Raw genomic sequence first — 23,064 nt, forward strand, 5'->3', positions numbered from 1 at the left:
TCACTCTGCCGGCTGCGGTTCGGCGCCGGAGGCCGACCAGTCGCCCGGCCTTCTCGCCGCCGAGCGGTCGGTTTTCGGCGGCACCGGCGCATCGGCATCGATGCCGGCTTCCTCGGCGACCGAGGCCGCCCGCAGCGCCTTGGCGTTGCCGCGCCAGGAATCCCACATGCCGATGATGCCCTTGGGCAGGAACAGCGTGACGGCGACAAATAGTCCGCCCAGCGCAAACAGCCAGAATTCCGGCAGCACGCCGGTGAACCAGGATTTACCGGCATTGACCAGAAGCGCGCCGATGATCGGTCCGACGATGGTGCCGCGCCCGCCGACGGCCGCCCACACCACCACCTCGATCGAATTGGACGGCTCGAATTCGCCAGGGTTGATGATGCCGACCTGCGGCACGTAAAGCGCACCGGCGATGCCGGCCATCACCGCCGACACGGTGAATGCGAACAGTTTGACGTTCTCCGCCCGCCATCCGAGGAAGCGTGTGCGGCTTTCGGCGTCGCGCACCGCCATCAAAAGCTTGCCGTACTTGGAACCGACGATTGCCCAGGTCACGAAGACGGCAAACGCCAGCATGACGGCGCTGGCCGCGAACAGCGCCGACCGTGTCATGTCGGCCTGCACGTTGAAGCCTAGAATGTCCTTGAAATCAGTCAGGCCGTTATTGCCGCCGAAACCCATGTCGTTGCGGAAAAACGCAAGCAGCAGCGCATAGGTCATCGCCTGGGTGATGATCGACAGATAGACGCCGGTAACGCGGCTGCGGAAGGCGAACCAGCCGAAGACGAAGGCGAGCAGGCCGGGTACCGCAAGCACCATGATCGCCGCGAACCAGAAATGGTCGAAACCATACCAGAACCATGGCAATTCCTTGTAATTCAGGAACACCATGAAATCCGGCAGCAGCGGATTGCCGTAGACGCCCCGCGAGCCGATCTGGCGCATCAGATACATGCCCATCGCATAGCCGCCGAGCGCAAAGAAAGCGCCATGGCCGAGCGAGAGGATGCCGCAATAGCCCCAGACGAGATCGAGCGCCAAGGCGAGCAGCGCGTAGCAGAGGTATTTGCCGGTGAGCGCGACGATATAGGACGGCACGTAAAACGCACTTGTCGGCGAGACCGCAAGATTGAGCAGCGGCACGATGATGGCAACCGCCAGCAGGATGAAGATGGTGATGGCGACGCGGCGGTCGGCGCCGGCGGCAAAGAAGCGTCCCGTGATCATGCTTCCACCGACCTGCCCTTGAGCGCGAACAGACCGCGCGGGCGTTTCTGGATGAACAGGATGATCAGGACCAGGACGACGATCTTGCCGAGCACCGCTCCCGCATAAGGTTCGAGGAACTTGTTGACGATGCCGAGCGAAAAGGCGCCGACCAGCGTGCCCCAAAGATTGCCGACACCGCCGAAGACGACGACCATGAAGCTGTCGATGATGTAGCCGCGGCCGAGATTGGGCGAGACGTTGTCGATCTGGCTGAGCGCGACACCGGCGATGCCGGCAATGCCGGAGCCGAGTGCAAATGTTAGCGCATCGACCCAAGGCGTCCTGATACCCATCGAGGCGGCCATGCGGCGATTGGCGGTGACGGCACGCATCTGCAGCCCCCAGGGCGTGCGTTTCATCACGTAGAGCAGCACCGCGAACACGCCGAGCGCGAATACCAGGATCCAGAGCCGGTTCCATGTCACGGCAAGCTGGCCGATATTGAACGAGCCGGACATCCAGGACGGGTTTCCGACCTCCTGGTTGGTCGGCCCGAAGATGGTGCGTACGGCCTGCTGCAGGATCAGCGAAACACCCCAGGTCGCCAGCAGGGTTTCCAGCGGCCGGCCGTAGAGGAAGCGGATCAGCCCGCGCTCGATGATAAGGCCGACGAGCGCCGCTACCAGGAAGGCCAGCGGCAGGGCAATGACCAGCGACCAGTCGAACAGGCCGGGAAAGGAATTGCGGATCACCTCCTGCACGACGAAGGTCGTATAGGCGCCGAGCATGACCATCTCGCCATGCGCCATGTTGATGACGCCCATGACGCCGAAGGTGATGGCCAGGCCGATCGCCGCCAGCAGCAGCACCGATCCGAGCGATATGCCGTACCAGATATTCTGGCCGGCATCCCACAGCGCCAGCGTCGAATTGATGTTGGCGATCGCCGCCGTCGCCGCGTCCTTCACCGCACCTTCGGCATTGACCTCCACCGACGTGAGCAGCGACACCGCATCGCGGTCGCCGCGCGCGCCGATAAGCGCGATCGCCGCCAGTTTGTCGGTCTCGGGCCTGTCTGAAACGAGAACCGAGGCGGCGCGTGCCTGTTCGAGCAGCGCCTTGACGCTTGCCACGCTCTCATTGGCGATCGCGGTGTCGAGCGGCTCGATGTTCGCCGCGTCCGGCGTCTTGAACATTGTGTCGGCGGCGGCAATGCGTACGGCCGGATCCTTGGAGCCAAGCGTCAGCGTGCCCAGCGCGTCGCGGATAACGCGGCGCAGCGTATTGTTGACCTTGATCTTGGTGATGTCGGCCTTGGCAGCTTCGCCCGTTTTTTCGCCGGTGAGTGCATCGAGCAGCTCGATGCCGCCGCCGCTCTCCTTGCCGACAAAGACCAGTGAATCGGCCTTGCGGACGTAAAGGCTGCCCTCCGCAAGCGCGGCAAGCGGCCGTTCTACGGCTGGATCGCCGGATACCGCAAGCTCGCGCACCACGGCTTCGATCGCCGGAAAATTGGCGGCGGTGGCGAATTTGGCGACGACGGCGCGCAAATCGGCCTCGCTGGCGTTCGACGGCGGCAGCGTCCCCAGGAGGAGGAGCAGCATCAGGCCAATCGCGCGGATCAGGATCATTGGTTTCTGGTGGCTGTTGAAGGTTGAATGTCGCCTCCGGGCAGGCTGGAGGAAGCCTGCCCGGAGGCTTGCGGGTCTGGGAGGACAGACCGGGAGGATCAGTTGGTTCCCTTGCCGCCGCATTTGCCGGTGGCAACGTTGAAGTTGCCGCAGGACAGAGGTGCGCGCCAATCGGAGATCAGGTCCTTGGAGTCAGGCAGGTAGTCGGACCACTCGTCGCCCATCACCAGGCCCGGCGTCTGTGAGACGGTTTCGAACTGGCCGTCGGCCTGGATTTCGCCGATCAGCACCGGCTTGGTGATGTGATGGTTCGGCATCATGGTCGAATAGCCGCCGGTCAGGTTCGGCACCGAGACGCCGACCATGGCGTCGATGACCTTGTCCGGATCGGTGGTGCCGGCCTTCTCGACCGCCTTCACCCACATGTTGAAGCCGATATAGTGGGCTTCCATTGGGTCGTTGGTGGTGCGCTTGTCGTTCTTGATAAACTTGTGCCAGTCGGCGATGAACTTCTCGTTCTCGGGCGTGTCGACGCTTTCGAAATAGTTCCAGGCGGCGAGATGGCCGACCAGCGGCGCGGTGTCGAGACCGGCAAGCTCTTCCTCGCCGACCGAGAAGGCCATGACCGGAATGTCCTCGGCCTTGATGCCCTGGTTGCCGAGTTCCTTGTAGAACGGCACGTTCGCGTCGCCGTTGACGGTCGAGACGACGGCGGTCTTCTTGCCGGCCGAGCCGAACTTCTTGATCGCCGAGACTTCGGTCTGCCAGTCGGAAAAGCCGAACGGCGTGTAGTTGACCATGATGTCTTCCGCAGCAACGCCCTTTGCTTTCAGATAAGCCTCGAGGATCTTGTTGGTGGTGCGCGGGTAGACGTAGTCGGTGCCTTCGAGCACCCAGCGCTTCACCGAACCGCCATCCTCGCTCATCAGATAATCGACGGCCGGAATGGCCTGCTGGTTCGGCGCCGCACCGGTGTAGAACACGTTGCGCTCGCTTTCCTCGCCCTCATACTGGACCGGGTAGAACAGGATGTTGTCGAGTTCGCTGAACACCGGCAGTACCGACTTGCGCGACACCGAGGTCCAGCAGCCAAACACCGCGGCGACCTTGTCCTTCGAGATCAGCTCGCGCGCTTTTTCTGCGAACAGCGGCCAGTTCGAAGCCGGATCGACGACCACCGCCTCGAGCTTCTTGCCGAGTAGGCCGCCCTTGGCATTCTGCTCTTCGATGAGCATCAGCATGGCGTCCTTCAGCGTCGTCTCCGAGATCGCCATGGTTCCCGACAGCGAATGGAGGATGCCGACCTTGATCGTGTCGTCGGCCGCCTTGGCGGGAACGCTCATCAGCAGGCCGGCGGTGACCACGCCGGCCGAAAACATTTTTGCTATTGTCGAGAAACTGCCCCTCATACTTTTAAACTCCCAAGCTGGTTAACTGCATCGGAACAGACCATGCAACGGCTGTGCCAATCACGGGAGCAAGGTCGGGGGATTTGAGATTTCCCAGCTCTGTCAGTCGGTTAATATATTAGCCGCAGGAGATGAACCTCGCCTGCCCTGTTCGAAACGAGAAAGGATCACCCATATCAGCCTAAGTTTTACTCACATATAGGCCAATGCCCGAATTTTGAGCAGCATCATATGAGCGCTGGCGAGGATTGCAGCGCCGCAGCGAAATGAGGCAAGCTCGAACCCTTAAGCGAGCGACGCCATGGCCTTCAGAACTTCTTGCATTTTCACCGCCATTCTTCTGCTGGCGACGACGACCGTAGCGCGCGCCGGCTTCAGCGACGGCAAGCTGCCGGACGGCTCCTATCATTGCGAAGTCTATCTGCTTGGCATGTTCCTCAGCCTCGGCGACATCACCATCAAGGGAAACGTCTATAGCGGTCCGGTGAGCTTCGGGATCCCGCCGCAGAGCTACAATTACCAGATGGATGCAGACGGCGTGATCACCTGGCTAGGTCCGCTGGGCGGCTACACCAGTGGCGGCAACTCGATCTCGCTTACCCAAGCGACGCTGGAAAGCGGAACCACCCCGTCCTTCGACATCATCATGAAGCAGCCAGACGGCGCCTTTACCGCCTCGACCTGCACGAAGCGTTGAAAAAAGTACGGCACCTGGCGAGGTTTCCCCCCGAAGCGGAAAGCCGCCTAGCTCTCCGCCGCCAGATCGAGCGCCAGCCGGGTCATATCGGTGAAAAGCCCCTGGCGTTCGGAATAGTCGGTTTGCTCGCCGGTTGCCACGTTATCGACGACGGTCAGGATCGACAGCGCCCGGGCGCCGAAATCGGCCGCAATGCGGTAGAGCGCGCTGGTTTCCATATCCACGGCGAGCGCGCCCTGGGCCTGCGCTTCGGCAAAGCGTTCGCGCCCCTGCGGATGATAGAAAATGTCGCTGCAGATCGTCAGCCCGGCCCGATAGTCGATGCCGAGTTCAGCAGCCCGGGCCAACGCCTGGGCCAACAATGCAGGATCGGGGCCGGCATCGGCACGATAGAGCCCAAAAACCTGGCCGCTCTCGGCATTTTCGCCGCGCACCGATTGTGCGATCACCAGGCTGCGCAGCGCCATCTCGGCGGTCAGGCCACCGCACGTACCAGTGCGGATCAACGTTTTCGCACCATAAGAGTCCAGCAGCTCATGCACATAGACCAGGAACGACGGGACGCCGATGCCGGTGGACTGGATGCTGACAGGTTTGCCGCGAAACAACCCGGTAAAGCCGAGCGCGCCGCGGCGGCGGTTGACGCAGCGCGGCGCTTCCAGAAAGGTCTGCGCCATCCATTCAGCGCGCTGCGGATCGCCCGGCAGCAGCACCGTGCTTGCGTAGTCGCCCTTGCTTGCCTCGTTGTGTGGCGTCACGGCAGCTTTCCAAAACCCGTCGCCCGTTTCGCCTGCAATCATGGCAGTCTCGCGACATTGCGCAAGCAGAGCATTGGAAGGGTCAGGATTCCAGCATGTCCTTTACGATGGTGGCCAACTGCTTGAGCGAAAACGGCTTCGGCAAGAAGCCGAAATGCGCGTCTGCCGGCAAGTTCTTGGCGAACGCGTCTTCGGCATAGCCGGACACGAAGATAAACTTGATGTCGGGCTGCCGTTTGCGCAATTCGCCAAGCAGCGTCGGGCCGTCCATTTCCGGCATCACCACGTCCGACACCACGACGTCGACCTTGCCCCCGAGCGCTTCGTAGACTTCAAGCGCCTCGACGCCCGACGACGCCTCGTGGACGGTGTAGCCGCGCGATTTCAGCGCCCGCATGCCGCCCATGCGCACGGCGTCCTCGTCCTCGACAAGCAGCACCGTGGCCGAGCCCGACAGATCCTTGGCTGAGTCGGCGATCTTGGCAGGGGCGGCCGGCACTTCCCCAGCCTCGCCCGCCTTCCTTGCCTCCGCAATGTGCCGCGGCAGGAAGATGCGGAACACGGATCCCTTGCCGACTTCGGAATCGCAGAAGATGAAGCCGCCTGTCTGCTTGATGATGCCATAGACCATGGACAGGCCGAGGCCGGTTCCCTTGCCAACCTCCTTTGTCGTGAAGAAGGGCTCGAAGATCTTTTTCAGCACATCAGGCGCGATGCCGCTGCCGCTGTCCTCGACCTCGACCAGCACATAGTCGGCCGGAGTAAGTTCGCGGTAGGAAAAGGTCTTGCACTCTCCGGCGCTGACGTTGCGGGTGCGTACGGTGAGGTCGCCGCCGGCCGGCATCGCATCGCGCGCATTGACCGCCAGATTGACCACCACTTGCTCGAACTGCCCGATATCGACCCTGACCGGCCACAGGTCGCGGCCATGGTCGATCTTGAGCTTGATGTCGTTGCCGACCAGCCGGGCAAGCAGCATCCTGAGATCGGCGAGCACGTCGGTCAGGTTGAGCACCTCCGGCCGCAGGGTCTGCTTGCGCGAGAAGGCCAGCAACTGCCGCACCAGCGAGGCCGCCCGGTTGGCATTCTGCTTGATGTTCATGATGTCCGGGAATGACGGATCGGACGGCCGGTGATTGGTCAACAGCAGGTCCGAGGCCATGATGATGGCGGTCAGCACATTGTTGAAATCATGCGCGATGCCGCCGGCGAGCTGGCCGACCGCCTGCATCTTCTGGCTCTGCGCCATCTGGCCCTCGAGGGCCTTTTGCTCAGTGGTCTCCACGGCATAGACGATGGCCGATTCCTCGGCGCCCTCGCCACCGGTACCGTCTGCGACCGCATTGACGTAGAAGCGTATGTGGCGCTCCTCATTGCCGGGCAGCACCGTATCGATCGGCTCGATGTCAGCCTGTTGCTGGCGTGCCTTTTCGAACGCCGCGGCGAAAGCCGGCCGGTCTCGCTCGTGGATCACCGTATCCAGTCGCACACGCCGATCGACCGCGTCGCGGTCGACGACCGAGGAAAACAGCGACAGGAACGGCGCATTGGTGCGCAGGATGCGGCCGGCATGGTCGACGCCGGCTATCGCCATCGGCGTCGAGTTGAAGAACCGCGTGAAGCGTATTTCCGATGCGCGGAGGTCGGCCGAAGCGTCCTCGCCTTGCGTCCGGTTGAGCACGATGGTGCGAGTCGGGCCGTTGAGGCCCTCTCGGCTGGCCGAGACACGATGCATGAAGCGCACCGGCAGCGCCTCGCCGGTCATCGTCGTCAGATCGAGATCAATAACGGCATTGCGCGTGGTACCCGCGTCGGCCTTGACCGAACGGACCAGCGCCATGCCGTCGCCGGCGACGATCTCCGGTAGCGTGATGGCGCCGGGGGTGAAGCTGGCCAGGTCGATGCCTAACCACTCCGCAAGGGTCGCGTTGATATAGGTGACGCGGCCTTCCTGGTCGGCCGAAAAGAAACCGGCCGGCGCATGGTCGAGGTGATCGATGGCCTTTTGCAGGTCGAGAAAGAACCGCTCCTGCTCGGCCCGTTCCTGTGAGATGTCGGCAAGCTGCCAGGCAAGCATGGGCAGCCGCTGGCCGGGAACGCTGAACGCGCGGGCCCGGATGCGGTACCAGCGCGCACCCGGTTCAGCGCCTGGCCGAATGGACTGCGCGAGCCGAAACTCGCCGTCGCCCGGCTGGCCGTCGCGCAGGCCTGACGCCAGCCGGTATATGGTCACCGAGGCCTCGGGAACGTCCGAAAGCAACCCTTCGACTGTCTTGAGGTCGGCGGCCGACTCGGCACCCGTCATATCGGCATAGGTCCGGTTGGCGTAGATGATACGGCCTTTGGTGTCGGTGACCAGGAGACCCTGCGACATCGAATCGACGAAAGCTTTCGACAGTTCGTCGCTTGTCGAGCGCGGCGTGATTTGCACGAAGCCGATCGCAGTGGCGAATAGAAAGCCGACGCCGATCATCGCCAGCACGCCAAGCATGCCGAGCAGGAATGGATCGCCAAGTCGCTCGCGGAAAAGGCCGAAGACGATCGCTGCCCCTGTCAGGACGACGATGAAAACGATGAGCCGGGTGACCGCTCCCGGTCGCGTGTTCTGGTCGACGATAGGTACCGGATAGAAATCGCCGCGCGCTTCCTTGGCCATGTGCCCCCTGCTCGTGAATACCGGTGTCGGTTGAATCATATTCTCAGGGTCGGGAAAAGGCCCGGCTGCAGATGTCCGCTAAAAATGACACCGTTCGGCTCCCAGCGTTTCAAGCTGTTCACGAAGCGTGAAAGGCAACTTGCGGTGGCCTGCCGCAACAGTCTAGTGTCGCCTCTCTTCGAAAGCTGATTTTGGGGGAACCAATGCTGCAATGGCTGGATGGCGTAGCGGGTCCTGGTTATGCCGCAGCAATCCTATGGACGTTTGCAGTACTTGTCCTTCTGCTCATCATTCTTCTTATCATCAGGCTGGTCCGCAGCCTGACATTCGGAACATTCGTCGCCGGCGGCAGGAACCGCAAGACGCGGCTGGCTGTCATGGATGCCACAGCGGTCGACAGTCACCGACGGCTGGTGCTAGTGCGCCGCGACGATATCGAGCACCTGCTCTTGATCGGTGGTCCGACCGACGTCGTCGTCGAGCGCGACATCAGGCTCTCGGCGCTGCGCCGCCCGGCATTGACCGGAGACAATAGCCACCAGCCGGCAGCAAGGCCAGCTCAGACCACAGCCGCGCCGGCGAGGCAAGCGCCGCCGCAACCGGCAAGCGTGGCCGCAACCCCTGTCCGAGCCCGCCAGACGGCGACGATGCCGGTAACAATGCCGGCGCCGGCGCCGAAACCGGCATCGAACGTCACACCCTTGCCAAGTTATGGATCCGTCAACGCCAATGCCTCGCGGCATGCGCAGCCGCCGGTAAGACAGGACTCCCCGGCAAGATACGAGCCGCCGGCACAGCATGAGTCGATTGACGATGCGCTGATGAAGGAGCTGGAAGTTTCCCTCGACGAGCCACGCTTCAGCCAAACGCCGAGCAAGCCGGTGGCGAAGGCATCGCCCTCTCTCGACGACGAGATGACGAAGCTCCTCGGCGAGTTGTCCAATCAGAAAAGATAGGCCGATAGCGAACGGCCAATGAAAATGGCCGGAAAACCGGCCATTTTGAACGCTTTACCGATGCCGCTGTTTTTCCCGGCGACTCAGTCGTCGCGGTAGACCTTCTCGCGCCGCTCATGGCGCTCCTGTGCCTCGATCGACAAGGTCGCGATCGGGCGCGCGTCGAGCCGCTTCAGCGCGATCGGCTCGCCCGTCTCCTCGCAATAACCGTAAGTGCCTTCGTCAAGGCGCTGGAGGGCGGAATCGATCTTCGAGATAAGTTTTCGCTGGCGATCGCGGGCGCGAAGTTCGATGGCGCGGTCGGTTTCCGAGGAAGCGCGATCGGCGAGGTCGGGGTGGTTGGCGTTTTCCTGCTGCAGGATTTCGAGAGTTTCGCGCGCTTCGCGCAAGATGTCGTTCTTCCAGGTGACGAGCTTCATGCGAAAGTAGGATTTCTGCCGCTCGTTCATGAACGGCTCGTCTTCGGAGGGTACGTAATCGGCGGTAACGATGTCGTTCATTCGACTCACCCAACAAACCCCAAATTTGGCGCCTATATATTCGCGGACCGAAAGCTGCACAAGGTCAATCGACGACAGTTTCACGCAATTGTTAGTCCCGGACAAACCAGCATCTGCGATGCCCTTTTTGCAAAGAATACGACCGAATCCGTACATGATTCGCTATGCTTGGGGGGCGCTTGCCATTGCGCACCGAGCTCTTCTGATGGCAAATCCTGCGGCGTGTTGACGGGTTCGGTGCCCGGCACAACGGGGATCCGGTGACCAGACTTTACCTGCTGAGGCATGCGAAGGCCGGCTGGGCGCTGCCTGGCGTGGCTGACTTCGACCGCCCGCTCGATGCATCCGGCTTCGCCGATGCCGAAGCGATGGGCGTGCTGATGCGTTCCCGCAAATACGCACCGGGCTTCACGCTTTGCTCAAGCGCCAGGCGCGCCCGCCAGACGCTGGAAAGCTTGGCTGGCCATGCGGATACGGGCCGGGTGCTGTTCCTTGACACGCTCTACAACGACGATGCCGCCGCGTACCTCGCTGCCATCCGGCAGAATGGCGGGCTGGATGCCCTGCTCGTCATCGGCCACAATCCGATGATTGAGGATCTCGCCATAGCGCTCTCAGGCGACGGCGAGGAGACCGCGCGGGCCATGCTGAATCACGGCTTCCCGACCTCCGCACTTGCGGTGGTGCGGTTCAACGGCAGTCTTGCCGCGGCTGCGCCGGGCGCCGGCTATCTCGAAGCCTTCCTGACGCTTGCCGATATCTGAGGCCATTTCAAAGCCGCGCATCAAAGCCTATATCGGGTCCTGACCGGCCCGCGAGAACAGATTTTGGCATCATCGCTGACGACTTTCACCGACGAGGCGAAGATTGCCTTGGATACGTTGTCAGGCCGCGCTGCCGGGCTTTTCGCTCCGTCGCTGCGTCTTGGCGTGACCGGGCTGTCCCGCGCCGGGAAGACGGTGTTCATCTCGGCCCTTGTGCACAATCTGGTGCATGGCGGACGCTTGCCGCTGTTTGAGGCACAAAAATCGGGGCGCATCGCCCGCGCTTTTCTGGAAGAGCAGCCGGACGACGCCGTACCACGCTTTCAATACGAGGATCACATCGCGGCTCTTGTCGACGATCGCGTCTGGCCGGATTCGACGCGTGCGATTTCCGAGCTGAGGCTCACCATCGAATACGAATCGGCCTCTGGCTGGAGCCGCATGTTTTCCGCCGGCAAATTGTCGGTCGACATCGTCGACTATCCCGGCGAATGGCTGCTCGACCTGCCACTGCTCGGCAAGTCCTACGCCGATTTTTCGCGTGAGGCCTTCGAGATGGCCGTGTTGCCGGTGCGTGTCGATCTTTCGCGGGAATGGCGGACGCTCTCCAATCCGGTCGACCCCAGCGCCGACGCCGACGAAATGACGGCGCGCCGTCTCGCCGAGAGTTTCGCCGCCTATCTCAAGGCCTGCAAGCTCGACGATCGGGCGCTTTCGACCTTGCCGCCCGGCCGCTTCCTGATGCCCGGCGATCTTGAAGGCTCGCCAGCTCTCACCTTCGCGCCACTGCCGAATCTGGGCGGCCGACGCGCCCGCTCAGGATCGCTGCAGGCTATGATGGAGCGGCGCTACGAGGCTTACAAGACCCATGTCGTCAAACCGTTCTTTCGCGAACACATCACGCGTCTCGACCGGCAGATCGTACTCATCGACGCATTGCAGGCATTGAATGCCGGCCCCGGCGCGATGGCCGATCTGGAACGTGCAGTCACCGAAATCCTGTCCTGTTTCCGGCCCGGCCGGGGCAACTTCCTGACCGACCTGTTTTCGAGGCGCATCGACCGCATATTGGTGGCCGCGACCAAGGCCGACCATCTGCACCACGAAAGCCACGACCGCCTGCAGGCGATCGTGCGGCGGCTTGCCGACCGCGCCGTGGCGCGGGCGAATTTCACCGGCGCCGACGTCGACGTCGTCGCCGTGGCGGCCATGCGCGCGACCCGTGAAGGCACGGTCAAGCAGGGCCGCGAGACTTTGCCGGTCATTATCGGCACGCCATTGCGTGACGAAAAAATCAATGGCGAAACCTTTGACGGAAAGACCGAAACAGCCATATTTCCCGGGGACTTGCCGGAGAAAATTGATGCGGTGTTCGACGTTTCCGAATCGGCCCGCCGGCAGAACAATGACGACCCCGCGATCCGCTTCGTGCGCTTTCGCCCGCCGAAACTCGAGCGCACCGCCGAGGGCGTCACGCTCTCGCTGCCACATATCAGGCTCGACCGCGCGCTGCAGTTCCTGATTGGAGATCATCTCGCATGAGTGCGCCCCGCAGACCGGCGGCCTTTCGCATCGAGCCGGAGCCCCAGCAGAAGGAAGATCCGACGGCTCGCCGTACCGGGACCGAGGCCGTGCCGGCGCGAAAGCCGCGTACCGTGAGGGCGGATCTTGCCGTGGTCACACCGGCGGAGACCGACGTGTTCGACGAGCCTGATATCGTCGCTGCCGAACCGCCGCCGGCGATTGCGCCGCGAAAACGTTCGCTGCTTGGCAGCCTATTCTTCGGCGCGCTGGGCGTTCTGGTTTCGCTCGCCGTCGGCCTCTGGACCGACCAGCTGATTCGCGACCTGTTCGAGCGCGCCGAGTGGCTGGGCTGGCTGGCCGCCGCTATGGCCACGATCGCCATCCTGGCGCTTCTGATCATCCTCGTGCGCGAGTTCATGGCGATTGCCCGCCTTGCCGAGGTCGAAAAGTTGCAGAAGCGGGCGCTCGATGCGATTGCCCGTGACGATCCAAAGGCGGCCCGCGCCGTGGTCGACGAGTTGTCGGCATTTGTCGCGGCCAAGCCCGAAACCGCGGCTGGCAGGCGCTCGCTGGCCGAATTGCGCGGCGAGATCATCGACGGCGGCAATCTGGTGCGGCTGGCCGAGACCGAGATCCTCGGGCCGCTCGATGCCCGCGCCAGGGTGATGATTCTCGAAGCGGCGAAGCGCGTCTCCCTGGTGACCGCTGTCAGCCCCCGCGCGCTGGTCGACGTCGCTTATGTCGTGTTCGAAGCCGGCCGGCTGATTCGCCGCCTGGCGGAACTTTATGGCGGCCGCCCCGGCACGCTTGGCTTTTTTCGCCTGGCGCGCAGCGTTCTGGCCCATCTCGCGGTCACCGGGTCGATCGCCGTCGGCGACAGTTTCGTCCAGCAGATCGTCGGCCACGGTCTTGCCGCCCGGCTCTCGGCCAAGCTCGGCGAAGGCGTCGTCAACGGCATGATGACTGCGCGCATCGGCATTGCAGCGATGGAAACGGCAAGGCCCCTGCCCTTTTACGCTGTCAAGCGGCCCGGATTGGGCGATTTCCTCTCCGCGCTGACCTCCTTTGCAGCAAAGAAAGAAAAAGAAACATCCGCTTCCGGAACGTGACTATTGCCTTGGGGTGACAAAGCATTAACCAATCTTGTCCATGGTCGGAAGCGTCCAAACCAGTCTCTTTGTTGCCGGGTGTCGTCGATGAAAAGCGTTATTCTGTCCAGCGGGCTGCCCGTGGCGCTCGCGCTTGTCGCAACCGTCGGCATTGCCGGAAAGACCTCGGCAGCGGAACCGGACAAGCAGTTCTTTCGGTCGGTCGAAGGCAAATGGGTCGGCCCCGGGGAAATCGTTGCCGGCAAATACAAGGGCACGAAGTTCACCTGCAGCTTCATCGGCTCGACGCCTGACGGAAAGGTCGGCATGTCGCTCGACGGCGGCTGCCGGGTAGGCATGTTCACCCAGCAGATGTCGGCAACGATCGAGCACAAGGGACGGCAGGGCTACAAGGGCAGCTTTATGGGCGGGGCCGCCGGCTCCGGCCTCGATATTATCGGCGGCAATGTCGTCGATGCGCACAAGGTGGTTTTCACCATCAACCGCAATCAGTTGCGCGGCGTTATGCAGGCGCTTGTCCCCGACGACAATTCGATGACGGTGACCGTTGCCGTGCGCGTCGACCAGCAGCTGGTCCCGGTCATCGGCATGAAGCTGAAGCGGATCGATGCAGTCGAGGTCGGCTCCATAACTCCGAACTGACTTTCAGCGTGAGAAAAGGCGGCAACCAAACGGCGCCGCCTTCTTTAACATGCAAATGGGCGCTCAGCCCTTGATCGCGGCAATCACGTCGTCATAGGCCTTGCAGGCCTCGGCCGCTGTCGTGCCGCCCTGATATTTGGTTGTGACCGCCTGGACCTTGGCCGTGAGGTCGGCTGCCTTGGCCGGATCCTTGGTAATCGCAGCCTGAAGTGCCGCAGTCATGTCCTGGGCCTTCTTGGTCAGCATCTCGGTCGTGCACTCGGGTGCCTTCGAACAGGCAGAGCCGGCAAGCGCCGCGATGCCAACGGCAACCAGCAAAAACGTCTTCATGTCAGTCATCTCCTCAAAAAAGGGCCGCGACTTAATCGTCGCTCACCCTCCACTGGCCGAAGCCGGGCGTCCTTAGCGCCGGATCGCTGGAACAAGCAACGCCAGGCACTCCATTATCCTGTGCAGTGCGCCTGCAATATCGCCTTCACAATGCGCCGCATTCGCACTGTTCGATCCGCCCCGAAGCCCCTATCTTGGCCGCTTGTTGCAAGAGAGCGGAATGGCAGGCATGGCGGCAGAGGCATCGAACAGCGATCTGATCCAGGTGGTGGCGCTGCTTGCCGCCGGCGTCGTTGCGGTACCGATCTTCAGGCGCATCGGACTTGGCTCCATCCTCGGCTATTTGACGGCCGGCGTCGTGATCGGCCCGTTCGGGCTGCGCATCTTTTCCGAATCGGAAGCCATCCTTCATGTCGCCGAACTCGGCGTCGTCATGTTCCTGTTCATCATCGGGCTGGAGATGCAGCCGTCACGGCTATGGGGCATGCGCCGCGAGATTTTCGGGCTTGGCGCGCTGCAGGTCGGCGTCTGCGCGGTCCTGCTGACCGGCGTCGGGCTGGCGGGAGGTTTTCCTATCGCGCAATCCTTCGTCGCCGGCGCCGGTTTCGTGCTCACCTCGACGGCAATCGTCATGCAATTGCTGGAAGAACGCGGCGAACTGGCCACGCCCAAGGGCCAGCGCATCGTCTCGATCCTGCTCTTGGAAGACCTGGCCATCGTGCCATTGCTGGCGCTGATCGCCTTCCTCGCGCCGGGCGGCGCCGATATGAGCCTGTCGGATCGGTTGACGGAGGTCGGCATCGGCCTTGCCGCGATCGTCGGGCTGGTGCTTGCAGGACGCTATCTGCTCAATCCGTTCTTCCGTATCCTGGCGGATGCGCGCGCCCGTGAGGTGATGACCGCCGCCGCCCTCCTGGTCGTTCTCGGGTCAGCGCTTGCCATGCAGCTTTCCGGCCTGTCGATGGCGATGGGCGCCTTCCTGGCCGGTGTGCTTTTGTCGGAATCGACCTTCCGCCACCAGCTGGAGGCCGACATCGAACCGTTCCGCGGCATCCTGCTCGGGCTGTTCTTCCTCGCCGTCGGCATGTCGCTCGACCTGCATGTGGTCGTCGTCAACTGGCAGCTCATTGCCATTTATGTCGTCGCCTACATGGTGATGAAGGCGATCGGCATTTATATCGTCGCCCGCGTCCTCAAAACCGGTCACCGGGAAGGGCTCGAGCGCGCGGTCTTCATGGCGCAAGGCGGCGAATTCGCCTTCGTCCTCTATTCCGCAGCGGCAGCGGTCGGGATCATCGATAGCCAGGCCAATGCGATGCTGACCGCCATCGTCATCATTTCCATGGTGCTGACGCCGTTGGCAATCATAGCCCTGCGGTATCTAACACCGCGCGACGAGCAGTCGCTTGAAGGCGTCGATGTCGCCGAGGGCCTGACCGGCAGCGTGCTGATCATCGGCTTTGGCCGGTTCGGCCAGATCGCAAGCCAGCCGCTTTTGTTGCGCGGGATTGATGTGTCGATCATCGACAATGAGGTCGAGATGATCCAGGCGGCGGCCGATTTCGGCTTCAAGGTCTATTATGGCGATGGCACGCGGCTGGACATCCTGCGTGCCGCGGGAGCCGGGCGCGCACGCGCCGTGCTGATCTGCGTCGACAAGCCCGATGCCGCCGTGCGCATCGCGGAACTGATCAAGGCGGAGTTTCCCCTGCTGACGGTGCTGGCGCGCGCCTTCGACCGCGGCACGGCGTTGCAGCTCATTCGTGCCGGCGTCGATTATCAGCTCCGCGAAACGTTCGAATCGGCGCTCGTCTTCGGCGGCTCGACCCTGGAAGCCCTCGGCGTCGACCCGGAAGAGGTCGCCGAGGTAGTCGAGGACGTCCGCCGCCGCGATGCTGCCCGTTTCGAACTTCAACAGGCTGAAGGCATCCGCGCCGGGCGGCGCTTCCTCAAAGGCAATATCGGCACGCCCATCCCGACGCCGCTCAGCACGCCACGGCGCGCGGGCCAGGCGCTCAACGAGGAGACCGCCGGCGTGCTGCAGAAATCCGAGGCGGCCGATTGAACATTGGGAAGACGCGAATGATGAACGAACTGGACGAGCGCGCTGTCTCCGTCACTGGATTCTGGCGCGACGCGGGGGAGGACGCGTGGTTCGAGAAGAACGACGCCTTTGATACCGACTTCCGCACCCGGTTTTTCGATCTGCACTTCGCCGCCGCCCGCCGCGAATGCGACGGCTGGTCCGAACACGTCGAAGGGTCGCTGGCACTGATGATCTTGCTCGACCAGTTTCCGCGAAACTGCTTTCGCAGCACCGGCCACATGTACGCCACCGACCCGCTGGCGCGGTATTTCGCCGGGAAGGCGATCGCTGCCGGCCATGATTTGGCGCTCGACGAAGAGCTCCGCGTTTTTCTCTATCTGCCCTATGAGCATTCGGAGGACCTCGCCGATCAGCTCAAATCGGTGGAGCTTACCGCCGCCAAAGCCCCGACCTATCTGAAATATGCGATCGAGCATCGCGACATCATCCAGCGCTTCGGCCGCTTTCCGCATCGAAACAGGATGCTTGGCCGCGAGACGACACCGGACGAACAAATGTTCCTCGACGGAGGTGGGTTTTCCGGCTGACTTCGGCCATCGATGGCGGCAGCGTCAAGCCTTCCACCAATCCCGGCCCGACGGCAGCCGTTCAATGCCCGATGTGTCGACGGCGGCTAGCCGCTCCGACACGCTCTTGCCGTCGACCACAAGCTCCGGCGCAATTTCTGCCAGCGGTGCCAGCACGAAGGCGCGCTCCAGCATGCGCGGATGCGGCACCTCCAGACCGGTCTCGTGGATGACGCGGTCGCCGAACACCAGGATGTCGATATCGATCAGCCGCGGACCCCAGCGCTCCTCGCGCACCCGCTTCAGTTTTCGCTCGGCGTCGAGGCAAAGGTCGAGCAAAGCCCGCGGCGCGAGCGCGGTCGAGATTTCGGCGGCCGCGTTGAGGAAATCCGGCTGATCGAGCTTGCCCCAGGGCGGCGTCCGGTAGAGCGACGAAACGGCAACGACGCGCGTGCTCTCGTCGGCATCCAGAATGCCCAGTGCCGCAGCCATCGACTTCGCCGGATCACCGAGATTGCCGCCGAGGCTGAGATAGACAGTGTTACTGCTATTGCTATTCTGGCCAGACAACGGTCACCTCGACATGATCGAGCACACCCGGCACCGGGGCGTTCGGCTTGCGCACGGTAATCTCGGCCTTTTTGATCTGCGGAAACCGCGCCGTCAGCGCCCTCGCCACTTCGAGCGCCAGCGCTTCGATCAGAAAGCGCCGTTCGCCGGTAATGATCTTCTCGATGACCGCAAAAGCGATGCCGTAATTGACGGTGTCCTCGATGGAATCCTCGACCAGCGCTCGCCCGGGATCCACCGTGAGCGCCGCATCGACATAAAAGCGCTGGCCGAGCGTCTCTTCTTCGTCGAGCACACCGTGCCGGGCAAAGAAGGCGCAGTTCTTCATGCGGATGACATACATGGCTCAGCTTTCCCCGATCTCACGTGCCAGCATAGCATCGGCGATGGCCAACGCGTCCACGTTGATTGCGACATCGTGGACGCGAAAGAGATGCGCGCCTTTGAGCCTCAGGATGACGCTGGTGGCCGCGGTCCCGGCACCTCTTGCGGCTGCGTCGCGGCCGGTGACGGTGCCGATAAAGCGCTTTCGCGATGTGCCGGCCATCAGTGGAAAACCCAGCGCATGAAGTTCGGAAAACCGTGCCATCAGGTCAAGATTTTCCGCTGCCGTCTCCTTGGCGAAGCCGAAGCCCGGATCGAGCACGATATGATCGTCGGCAACACCGCTCCGCCGCGCGATTTCCAGTGACTTCCTGAGGAAGAAGAGCTGATCGGCAATCACGTCGGGCAGTTTCTGCCGGTCCCGACCCGTGTGCATGGCGACAAGGCCGGCGCCGGTTTCGGCCGCGACGCGGGCAATGCCCGGTTCGCGCTGCAGGCCCCAGACGTCATTGACGATATGTGCGCCGGCTTGGACGGCAAGCCGGGCCGTGTCCTCGCGATAGGTATCGACCGAGATCAGCGTTCCGCCAGACGTCGCGAGCGCCTCGATGACCGGCAATATGCGGGCCTGCTCTTCCTTTGCGGAGACCGCAGACGCCCCGGGACGTGTCGATTCTCCGCCGATGTCGATGACGGAGGCGCCCTCCTCCACCATGCGGCGCGCCTGGGCCACCGCTTTTTCCGGGGCGTCGAACAGGCCGCCGTCCGAAAAACTGTCCGGCGTGATGTTGAGGATGCCGACAACCACGGCCTTGCCGCCAAGGTCGAGATGGCGTCCGTGCGCCAACTGCCATCGCCCTGTCATCATTGCCCATCAACCATGTTCGATCCCGCGGCGTGGCTAGGGATCAATTCCGTTGCGCCGGAGACGGCGGTAAAGCAAGGTGGGCAAAGAGGCAACACGATGAAACGATCCCTCCTCTGCGCCCTGATGCTCGCTCTGACCGCATTCCCGGCCGGCGCCGCAACTCTCGTCAAGACATATAGTTATTTCCCGATCGGCGGCAGGACGCTCGACGACATCGAGACCCAGCTGTCGAAACTCGGGCCTCAGGTGAGAAGCACCGGGTCGCGGCATCCGGGCGCCACCCAGATGGCGTTCACCACCCGCGTCAGCTATGCGCAAAAGCCGGGCTCGTGCTGGATTGCCGACGCTGTCGTCACCGTCAAGGTCAAGGTGATCCTTCCCGAGTGGCGCCGCCCGCGCAAAGCCGATGCCGGCGTCAGGCTGTTCTGGGATACGTTGTCCGCCGACATCAAGCGCCATGAGGAACGCCACGTCGAGATTGCCAAAAACCATGGCCGCGAACTCGAAGACGCCTTGAAGGCGAGCTACCCGGAAAACACCTGCGAACTGGCCAAAGCCAAGGCCGCGAAAATCACGGCGGCCACGCTCGCCAAGCACGACCAGGAGCAGATGCGCTTCGATCGTGTGGAAAGCGTCAATTTCCAAAGCCGCATCCTGCGGCTTCTGCACTATCGCATCGAGCGCATTGAGAACGGCCGGCTCGCACCCGGCTGATCTCCGCGTCGTTGGACAAAGCCAATTTTGCCGAAACATAGTGCCAGCTTCGGAAAACTTTCGAGCCGCTGTCGAAATCGGCCTATAGCGAACGACATATGCCAGGTTCGCAGGGATCAGCCTCCGGCAAACGCCAATCGGCGTACTGGATGCTTCCCAGCCCGTCGCGGAAGTGCACGCAGGCATAATGGATGAACGGATATGGACCAGGCTGTCGACAAGCAAGCGATGGTGGAAACCAGCGCGCCGCTGACCGAAACCGAAAAAAACGCCATCATCGGCGGCGTGCTTTTGTCGATGCTGCTGGCGGCGCTCGACCAGACCATCGTCGCGCCGGCGATGCCGACGATGGCACGTCTGCTCGGGCACGCCGAATATCTGCCATGGATCGTGACCGGCTATCTTCTGACCGCGACCGCCGTGGCGCCGCTCTACGGCAAGATCTCCGACATTTATGGTCGCCGGCCGACCGTCTATGCTGCAATCCTGATCTTTCTCGCCGGGTCGCTGGTTAGCGCCACGGCGCCCAACATGCTGGTCCTGGTTGTCGGCCGGGCGATCCAGGGCGCTGGAGGCGGCGGTCTGTTCGCCCTGACGCAGACGGTGATCGGCGACCTCGTGCCGCCGCGCGAGCGGGCCCGCTACGCCGCCTGGATCTCGGGCACCTGGGCCGTCGCCAGCATCGCCGGGCCGCTGCTCGGCGGCACCTTCGCCGAACATCTGCATTGGTCGCTGATCTTCTGGATCAACATTCCGCTCGGCCTACTGGCGATGGCGATCATCAACAACCCGCTCAAGAAGCTGCCGATCGCCGCAAAACATCACCGCATCGACGGCCTCGGCGCGCTGCTTCTGGTCGCGGCCACCTCGCTGCTGCTACTTGCCTTGAATTGGGGCGGCAGCGAGTATCCGTGGCTGTCGCCTGAAATCTTTGGACTGCTCGCCTGCTCGGCGGTGTTCTGGAGCGCGTTCGCGCTGCGGCTGATGCGCGCGGCCGAACCGCTGATCTCGCTCGAAGTGCTCGGCAATCCGATCGTTCTCGCCGGCACGCTGTCGATGTTCCTGCTGCAGGCCGCCAATGTCGGCTTGTCGGTCTATCTGCCGGTCTACCTGCAATCGGTCGTCGGCCTGTCGGTCAGCGAATCGGGCACCGCATTGCTTGGGCTGATGCTCGGCACGGTGGCCGGTGCGACATTCAGCGCGCGAATGATCCCGCGCTTTTTCCACTATAAGCGCATTGCCATGATCGGAACTGTTTTCTCGATTCTGTGCCTCGGCGTGCTCAGCCTGGTCGCCGGGCATGCCTCACTATTGGTCGTCGAGGTGCTGACGACCTGCATAGGGCTGGGCACAGGCACGACCTTTCCGGTTGCCACCGTCTCGGTCCAGAACGCCGTCGATCGCATGCACCTTGGCGTGGCGACCGGCGTGCTCACCTTCCTGCGCTCGCTGGGCAGCGCGCTTGGCGTCGCCATGCTTGGTGCCGTCGCCCTTGGCTACGGCCTGCCGCTGGCCAGCGAAGGCACGCAGCCGGCAGGCCATGTCGCCTCGGCAATGCCGTTCGTGATGATCTTTCTTGCCGCGGCCGCGATCTTGCTGTTGTCGCTCATCACGCTCAGGCTGATGCCGGAAAAAACGCTGCGCGGCCATGCAGAGGCTGTGGCCCCCGCCCTGGCGGAGTAGACCGGCCTGACGAAAATATGGCGAGGTTCAGCCGACCACGCCGAGCTTCTTCTGCAGACTGGTCGACGAGGTCGTATACTGGAACACGATGCGCTCGCCGGGGCTGACGATGCGCTTGGCTGCCTGCGCCATCAAGGCGACCTCGTGGAAGCCCGACAGGATCAGCTTCAGCTTGCCGGGGTACCAGTTGATGTCGCCGACGGCGAAGATACCGGGCACCGACGTCTGGAATTTTTCGGTGTCGACCGGGATCAGGTTCTCGTAAAGGTTGAGGCCCCATTCGGCGATTGGGCCGAGCTTCATCGTCAGGCCGAAGAATGGCAGCATCCGCGTACACGGCACTTCGATATCGCCCTCCGGCCCCCTGATGATGGCGGAGGCGAGCTGGCCGTCGGCACCGGTCAGGCCGGTCACCTGTCCGACCTGGAATTCCAGCTGCTTCATCTCCTGCATGGCATACATCTTGTTGACGCTGTCGGGCGCTGCACGGAATTCGGGCCGCCGGTGCACCAGTGTCACGCTCTTGGCTACCGGCTGCAGATTCAGCGTCCAGTCGAGCGCCGAATCGCCGCCGCCGACGATGACGAGGTCATGGCCGCGAAAGTCCTCCATCCGGCGCACCGAGTAGAACACGCTCTTGCCTTCATAGGGTTCGATGCCCGGAATCGGCGGCCGCTTCGGCTGGAAAGAGCCGCCGCCGGCGGCGATCACAACAATTTTGGCTTCGAACACCTCGTTTTCGTCGGAAGTGACGCGGAAGCTGCCGTCCTCCAGTCTTTCCAGGCTCGAAACCATGCGGTTATAGGTGAATTCGGGCTTGAACGGCGCGATCTGCTCAAGCAGCTTGTCGACCAGACCTTGCGCCGAGATCGAGGGCCAGCCCGGAATGTCGTAGATCGGCTTTTCCGGGTAGAGTTCGGCGCATTGCCCGCCGGGCCGGTCGAGTATGTCGATCAGATGGCACTTCATGTCGAAGAGGCCGAGCTCGAATACGGCAAAAAGGCCGACAGGCCCTGCCCCGACAATGAGTACGTCTGTCTTGGTGATAGCGGTCATGAAGCATGCGCCTTTATGGGAAAACGCGCGACACTGCATGACCATTGGCCCGCTGCCAAGCGGCAGCGGCAAAAATCGGCTTCAGCCCTGGCGGGCCGGCACGCGCACGATCAGCCCGTCGAGGGCGTCGCGCACCTTGATCTGGCATGACAGCCGCGAATTCGGCTGGACCTCGTAGGCGAAATCCAGCATGTCCTCTTCCATGGCTTCCGGCTCGCCGACCTCCGCCGTCCAGGCTTCGTCGACATAAACATGGCAGGTCGCGCAGGCGCAGGCGCCGCCGCATTCCGCTTCTATTCCCGGCACCGCATTGCGGATCGCATTTTCCATGACGGTCGAGCCGTTTTCGGCATCCACGTCAAAATGCGTGCCGTCATGGGCGATGAAGGTCAGCTTGGTCATTTGTCACCTGAAGGGAGTCTGAGCCGACATAATCACTCTGGCGGACAAGTCAACTGCGGCGCGAAAGCGCCGCTGCGTGGCGTTTTGGAGATAAGTCCTATCGGCTGATGGCGGCGACGAAATCCCGCACTTCTTCGATCAGCGAGCCAAGCCGCTTCAGCGTGCTGGCGTCTTCGGGCCGGCATTCGATCGCGCTGGCGCAATCGGCAATGGCAAAGGCGCCGACCCCGCGCGCCGAGCCTTTGAGCCCGTGTGCCAATAACAGCCGCTGCCTGACATCCGCATCGACGATCTTGTCGCGCACCGACAGCGCCTGCTGCACGAATAGAGCCAGCACCTCCTGCTCGAGGCTCCGATCGCCCATCGTCTGGCGCGCAAGATGCGCCAGGTCGATCGGCCGCGCCCCGGCTGTCCCCGACACGTCGCCGCCTGGCATCGAGAAGGCAATGCCGTTTTCGCCACGTATCACTTTGAGACTCCGTTCTTCGACCGCCGCAAAAACTAGGCGTATCCGGTGGACAACGGGTTAATGATTGGCCCGGAAAAATGTCGCGATAACGGCGCCGGAATCACGGCTGTGTTAACCTTATATTTAAAGTTTTACGTATCGGCCGGAATGCATGTTTTCTTTACCCGGCTGTGT

Annotated in this window: 23 protein-coding genes; 10 read left to right on the forward strand and 13 right to left on the reverse strand. The window is 62.7% G+C overall.

What is annotated here, in order from left to right:
- The 3 genes from urtC to urtA all read right to left on the reverse strand — a co-directional run bounded on the left by urtC (nucleotide 1) and on the right by urtA (nucleotide 4,255).
- Nucleotides 1–1,233: an urea ABC transporter permease subunit UrtC gene (urtC, locus tag NKI19_RS12395; protein ID WP_352491594.1), complete on the reverse strand. Its 1,233-nt coding sequence runs from the start codon at nucleotides 1,231–1,233 to the stop codon at nucleotides 1–3.
- Entirely contained in the window at nucleotides 1,230–2,846 is a 1,617-nt protein-coding gene (gene urtB / locus NKI19_RS12400) for an urea ABC transporter permease subunit UrtB (protein WP_352565344.1), read from the reverse strand. Before urtB ends, urtC begins: the two co-directional genes overlap by 4 nt.
- A 98-nt stretch (nucleotides 2,847–2,944) precedes the next feature.
- The gene (urtA, locus tag NKI19_RS12405) at nucleotides 2,945–4,255 is read right to left on the reverse strand and encodes an urea ABC transporter substrate-binding protein (RefSeq protein WP_376704326.1); all 1,311 of its coding nucleotides are present in this window, start codon (nucleotides 4,253–4,255) and stop codon (nucleotides 2,945–2,947) included.
- Between the two features lie 301 nt (nucleotides 4,256–4,556).
- Between urtA and NKI19_RS12410 the strand changes: the two genes are divergently transcribed.
- Nucleotides 4,557–4,952, forward strand: a complete 396-nt coding sequence (locus tag NKI19_RS12410; protein ID WP_352491596.1) for a hypothetical protein — start codon at nucleotides 4,557–4,559, stop codon at nucleotides 4,950–4,952.
- Nucleotides 4,953–4,999: 47 nt separating this feature from the next.
- Here NKI19_RS12410 and NKI19_RS12415 read toward each other — a convergent pair whose 3' ends face one another.
- Both NKI19_RS12415 and cckA read right to left on the reverse strand, forming a co-directional pair.
- Nucleotides 5,000–5,710, reverse strand: coding sequence for a purine-nucleoside phosphorylase (locus NKI19_RS12415; RefSeq protein WP_352491597.1), 711 nt, complete (start codon nucleotides 5,708–5,710; stop codon nucleotides 5,000–5,002).
- Nucleotides 5,711–5,792: 82 nt separating this feature from the next.
- Nucleotides 5,793–8,366, reverse strand: coding sequence for a cell cycle histidine kinase CckA (gene cckA, locus NKI19_RS12420; RefSeq protein WP_352491598.1), 2,574 nt, complete (start codon nucleotides 8,364–8,366; stop codon nucleotides 5,793–5,795).
- A 203-nt stretch (nucleotides 8,367–8,569) separates the two neighbouring features.
- Between cckA and NKI19_RS12425 the strand changes: the two genes are divergently transcribed.
- Nucleotides 8,570–9,322, forward strand: coding sequence for a hypothetical protein (locus NKI19_RS12425; RefSeq protein WP_352491599.1), 753 nt, complete (start codon nucleotides 8,570–8,572; stop codon nucleotides 9,320–9,322).
- A gap of 83 nt (nucleotides 9,323–9,405) precedes the next feature.
- Here the strand turns inward: NKI19_RS12425 and dksA are convergent, their stop codons facing one another.
- Entirely contained in the window at nucleotides 9,406–9,822 is a 417-nt protein-coding gene (gene dksA, locus NKI19_RS12430; protein WP_023674847.1) for an RNA polymerase-binding protein DksA, read from the reverse strand.
- A 260-nt stretch (nucleotides 9,823–10,082) separates the two neighbouring features.
- On the opposite strand from dksA, the gene NKI19_RS12435 reads away from it, so the two are divergent.
- The 4 genes from NKI19_RS12435 to NKI19_RS12450 all read left to right on the forward strand — a co-directional run bounded on the left by NKI19_RS12435 (nucleotide 10,083) and on the right by NKI19_RS12450 (nucleotide 13,861).
- Complete coding sequence (locus NKI19_RS12435) at nucleotides 10,083–10,586, forward strand: SixA phosphatase family protein (RefSeq protein WP_352491600.1); 504 nt, start codon at nucleotides 10,083–10,085, stop codon at nucleotides 10,584–10,586.
- 63 nt (nucleotides 10,587–10,649) lie between these two features.
- Complete coding sequence (locus tag NKI19_RS12440; protein ID WP_352565342.1) at nucleotides 10,650–12,128, forward strand: YcjX family GTP-binding protein; 1,479 nt, start codon at nucleotides 10,650–10,652, stop codon at nucleotides 12,126–12,128.
- Nucleotides 12,125–13,219: a YcjF family protein gene (locus NKI19_RS12445; RefSeq protein ID WP_352565341.1), complete on the forward strand. Its 1,095-nt coding sequence runs from the start codon at nucleotides 12,125–12,127 to the stop codon at nucleotides 13,217–13,219. Before NKI19_RS12440 ends, NKI19_RS12445 begins: the two co-directional genes overlap by 4 nt.
- 87 nt (nucleotides 13,220–13,306) lie before the next feature.
- Nucleotides 13,307–13,861: a hypothetical protein gene (locus NKI19_RS12450; RefSeq protein WP_023674843.1), complete on the forward strand. Its 555-nt coding sequence runs from the start codon at nucleotides 13,307–13,309 to the stop codon at nucleotides 13,859–13,861.
- 63 nt (nucleotides 13,862–13,924) lie between these two features.
- Here the strand turns inward: NKI19_RS12450 and NKI19_RS12455 are convergent, their stop codons facing one another.
- Complete coding sequence (locus tag NKI19_RS12455) at nucleotides 13,925–14,191, reverse strand: hypothetical protein (protein WP_352491603.1); 267 nt, start codon at nucleotides 14,189–14,191, stop codon at nucleotides 13,925–13,927.
- Nucleotides 14,192–14,420: 229 nt separating this feature from the next.
- Here NKI19_RS12455 and NKI19_RS12460 point away from each other — a divergent pair, with 229 nt between their 5' ends.
- Together NKI19_RS12460 and NKI19_RS12465 are read left to right on the forward strand one after the other, a co-directional pair.
- Nucleotides 14,421–16,256, forward strand: a complete 1,836-nt coding sequence (locus NKI19_RS12460; protein ID WP_352491640.1) for a monovalent cation:proton antiporter-2 (CPA2) family protein — start codon at nucleotides 14,421–14,423, stop codon at nucleotides 16,254–16,256.
- A 20-nt stretch (nucleotides 16,257–16,276) separates the two neighbouring features.
- Nucleotides 16,277–16,825 carry a DUF924 family protein gene (locus NKI19_RS12465; protein WP_352491641.1) on the forward strand — a complete coding sequence of 183 codons (549 nt, stop codon included), beginning with the start codon at nucleotides 16,277–16,279 and terminating at the stop codon, nucleotides 16,823–16,825.
- Nucleotides 16,826–16,849: 24 nt separating this feature from the next.
- Here NKI19_RS12465 and folK read toward each other — a convergent pair whose 3' ends face one another.
- From folK to folP, 3 genes are read right to left on the reverse strand one after another with little or no spacing between them, the layout of a single operon-like run.
- Nucleotides 16,850–17,374 carry a 2-amino-4-hydroxy-6-hydroxymethyldihydropteridine diphosphokinase gene (folK, locus tag NKI19_RS12470; protein WP_352565339.1) on the reverse strand — a complete coding sequence of 175 codons (525 nt, stop codon included), beginning with the start codon at nucleotides 17,372–17,374 and terminating at the stop codon, nucleotides 16,850–16,852.
- On the reverse strand, nucleotides 17,358–17,717 hold the full coding sequence (gene folB, locus NKI19_RS12475; protein ID WP_023674838.1) for a dihydroneopterin aldolase: 360 nt from the start codon (nucleotides 17,715–17,717) through the stop codon (nucleotides 17,358–17,360). The genes folK and folB overlap by 17 nt, the downstream gene beginning before the upstream one ends.
- Nucleotides 17,718–17,720: 3 nt before the next feature.
- On the reverse strand, nucleotides 17,721–18,566 hold the full coding sequence (folP, locus tag NKI19_RS12480; RefSeq protein WP_352565337.1) for a dihydropteroate synthase: 846 nt from the start codon (nucleotides 18,564–18,566) through the stop codon (nucleotides 17,721–17,723).
- 96 nt (nucleotides 18,567–18,662) lie between these two features.
- Between folP and NKI19_RS12485 the strand changes: the two genes are divergently transcribed.
- Both NKI19_RS12485 and NKI19_RS12490 read left to right on the forward strand, forming a co-directional pair.
- Nucleotides 18,663–19,280 (forward strand): DUF922 domain-containing Zn-dependent protease, encoded by a 618-nt coding sequence (locus NKI19_RS12485; RefSeq protein ID WP_352565335.1) that lies wholly within the window; start codon nucleotides 18,663–18,665, stop codon nucleotides 19,278–19,280.
- 201 nt (nucleotides 19,281–19,481) lie between these two features.
- Nucleotides 19,482–20,963, forward strand: coding sequence for an MDR family MFS transporter (locus NKI19_RS12490; RefSeq protein WP_352491607.1), 1,482 nt, complete (start codon nucleotides 19,482–19,484; stop codon nucleotides 20,961–20,963).
- Nucleotides 20,964–20,990: 27 nt separating this feature from the next.
- Here NKI19_RS12490 and NKI19_RS12495 read toward each other — a convergent pair whose 3' ends face one another.
- The 3 genes from NKI19_RS12495 to NKI19_RS12505 all read right to left on the reverse strand — a co-directional run bounded on the left by NKI19_RS12495 (nucleotide 20,991) and on the right by NKI19_RS12505 (nucleotide 22,887).
- Nucleotides 20,991–22,019, reverse strand: coding sequence for an NAD(P)/FAD-dependent oxidoreductase (locus NKI19_RS12495; protein WP_352491608.1), 1,029 nt, complete (start codon nucleotides 22,017–22,019; stop codon nucleotides 20,991–20,993).
- An 81-nt stretch (nucleotides 22,020–22,100) separates the two neighbouring features.
- Nucleotides 22,101–22,421, reverse strand: a complete 321-nt coding sequence (locus NKI19_RS12500) for a 2Fe-2S iron-sulfur cluster-binding protein (RefSeq protein WP_352491609.1) — start codon at nucleotides 22,419–22,421, stop codon at nucleotides 22,101–22,103.
- Nucleotides 22,422–22,518: 97 nt separating this feature from the next.
- Nucleotides 22,519–22,887, reverse strand: a complete 369-nt coding sequence (locus NKI19_RS12505) for an Hpt domain-containing protein (RefSeq protein ID WP_292660938.1) — start codon at nucleotides 22,885–22,887, stop codon at nucleotides 22,519–22,521.
- Nucleotides 22,888–23,064 lie beyond the last annotated feature (177 nt).

Origin of the sequence: Mesorhizobium sp. M0751 (assembly GCF_040320265.1) — a bacterium.
GTDB lineage: Bacteria > Pseudomonadota > Alphaproteobacteria > Rhizobiales > Rhizobiaceae > Mesorhizobium.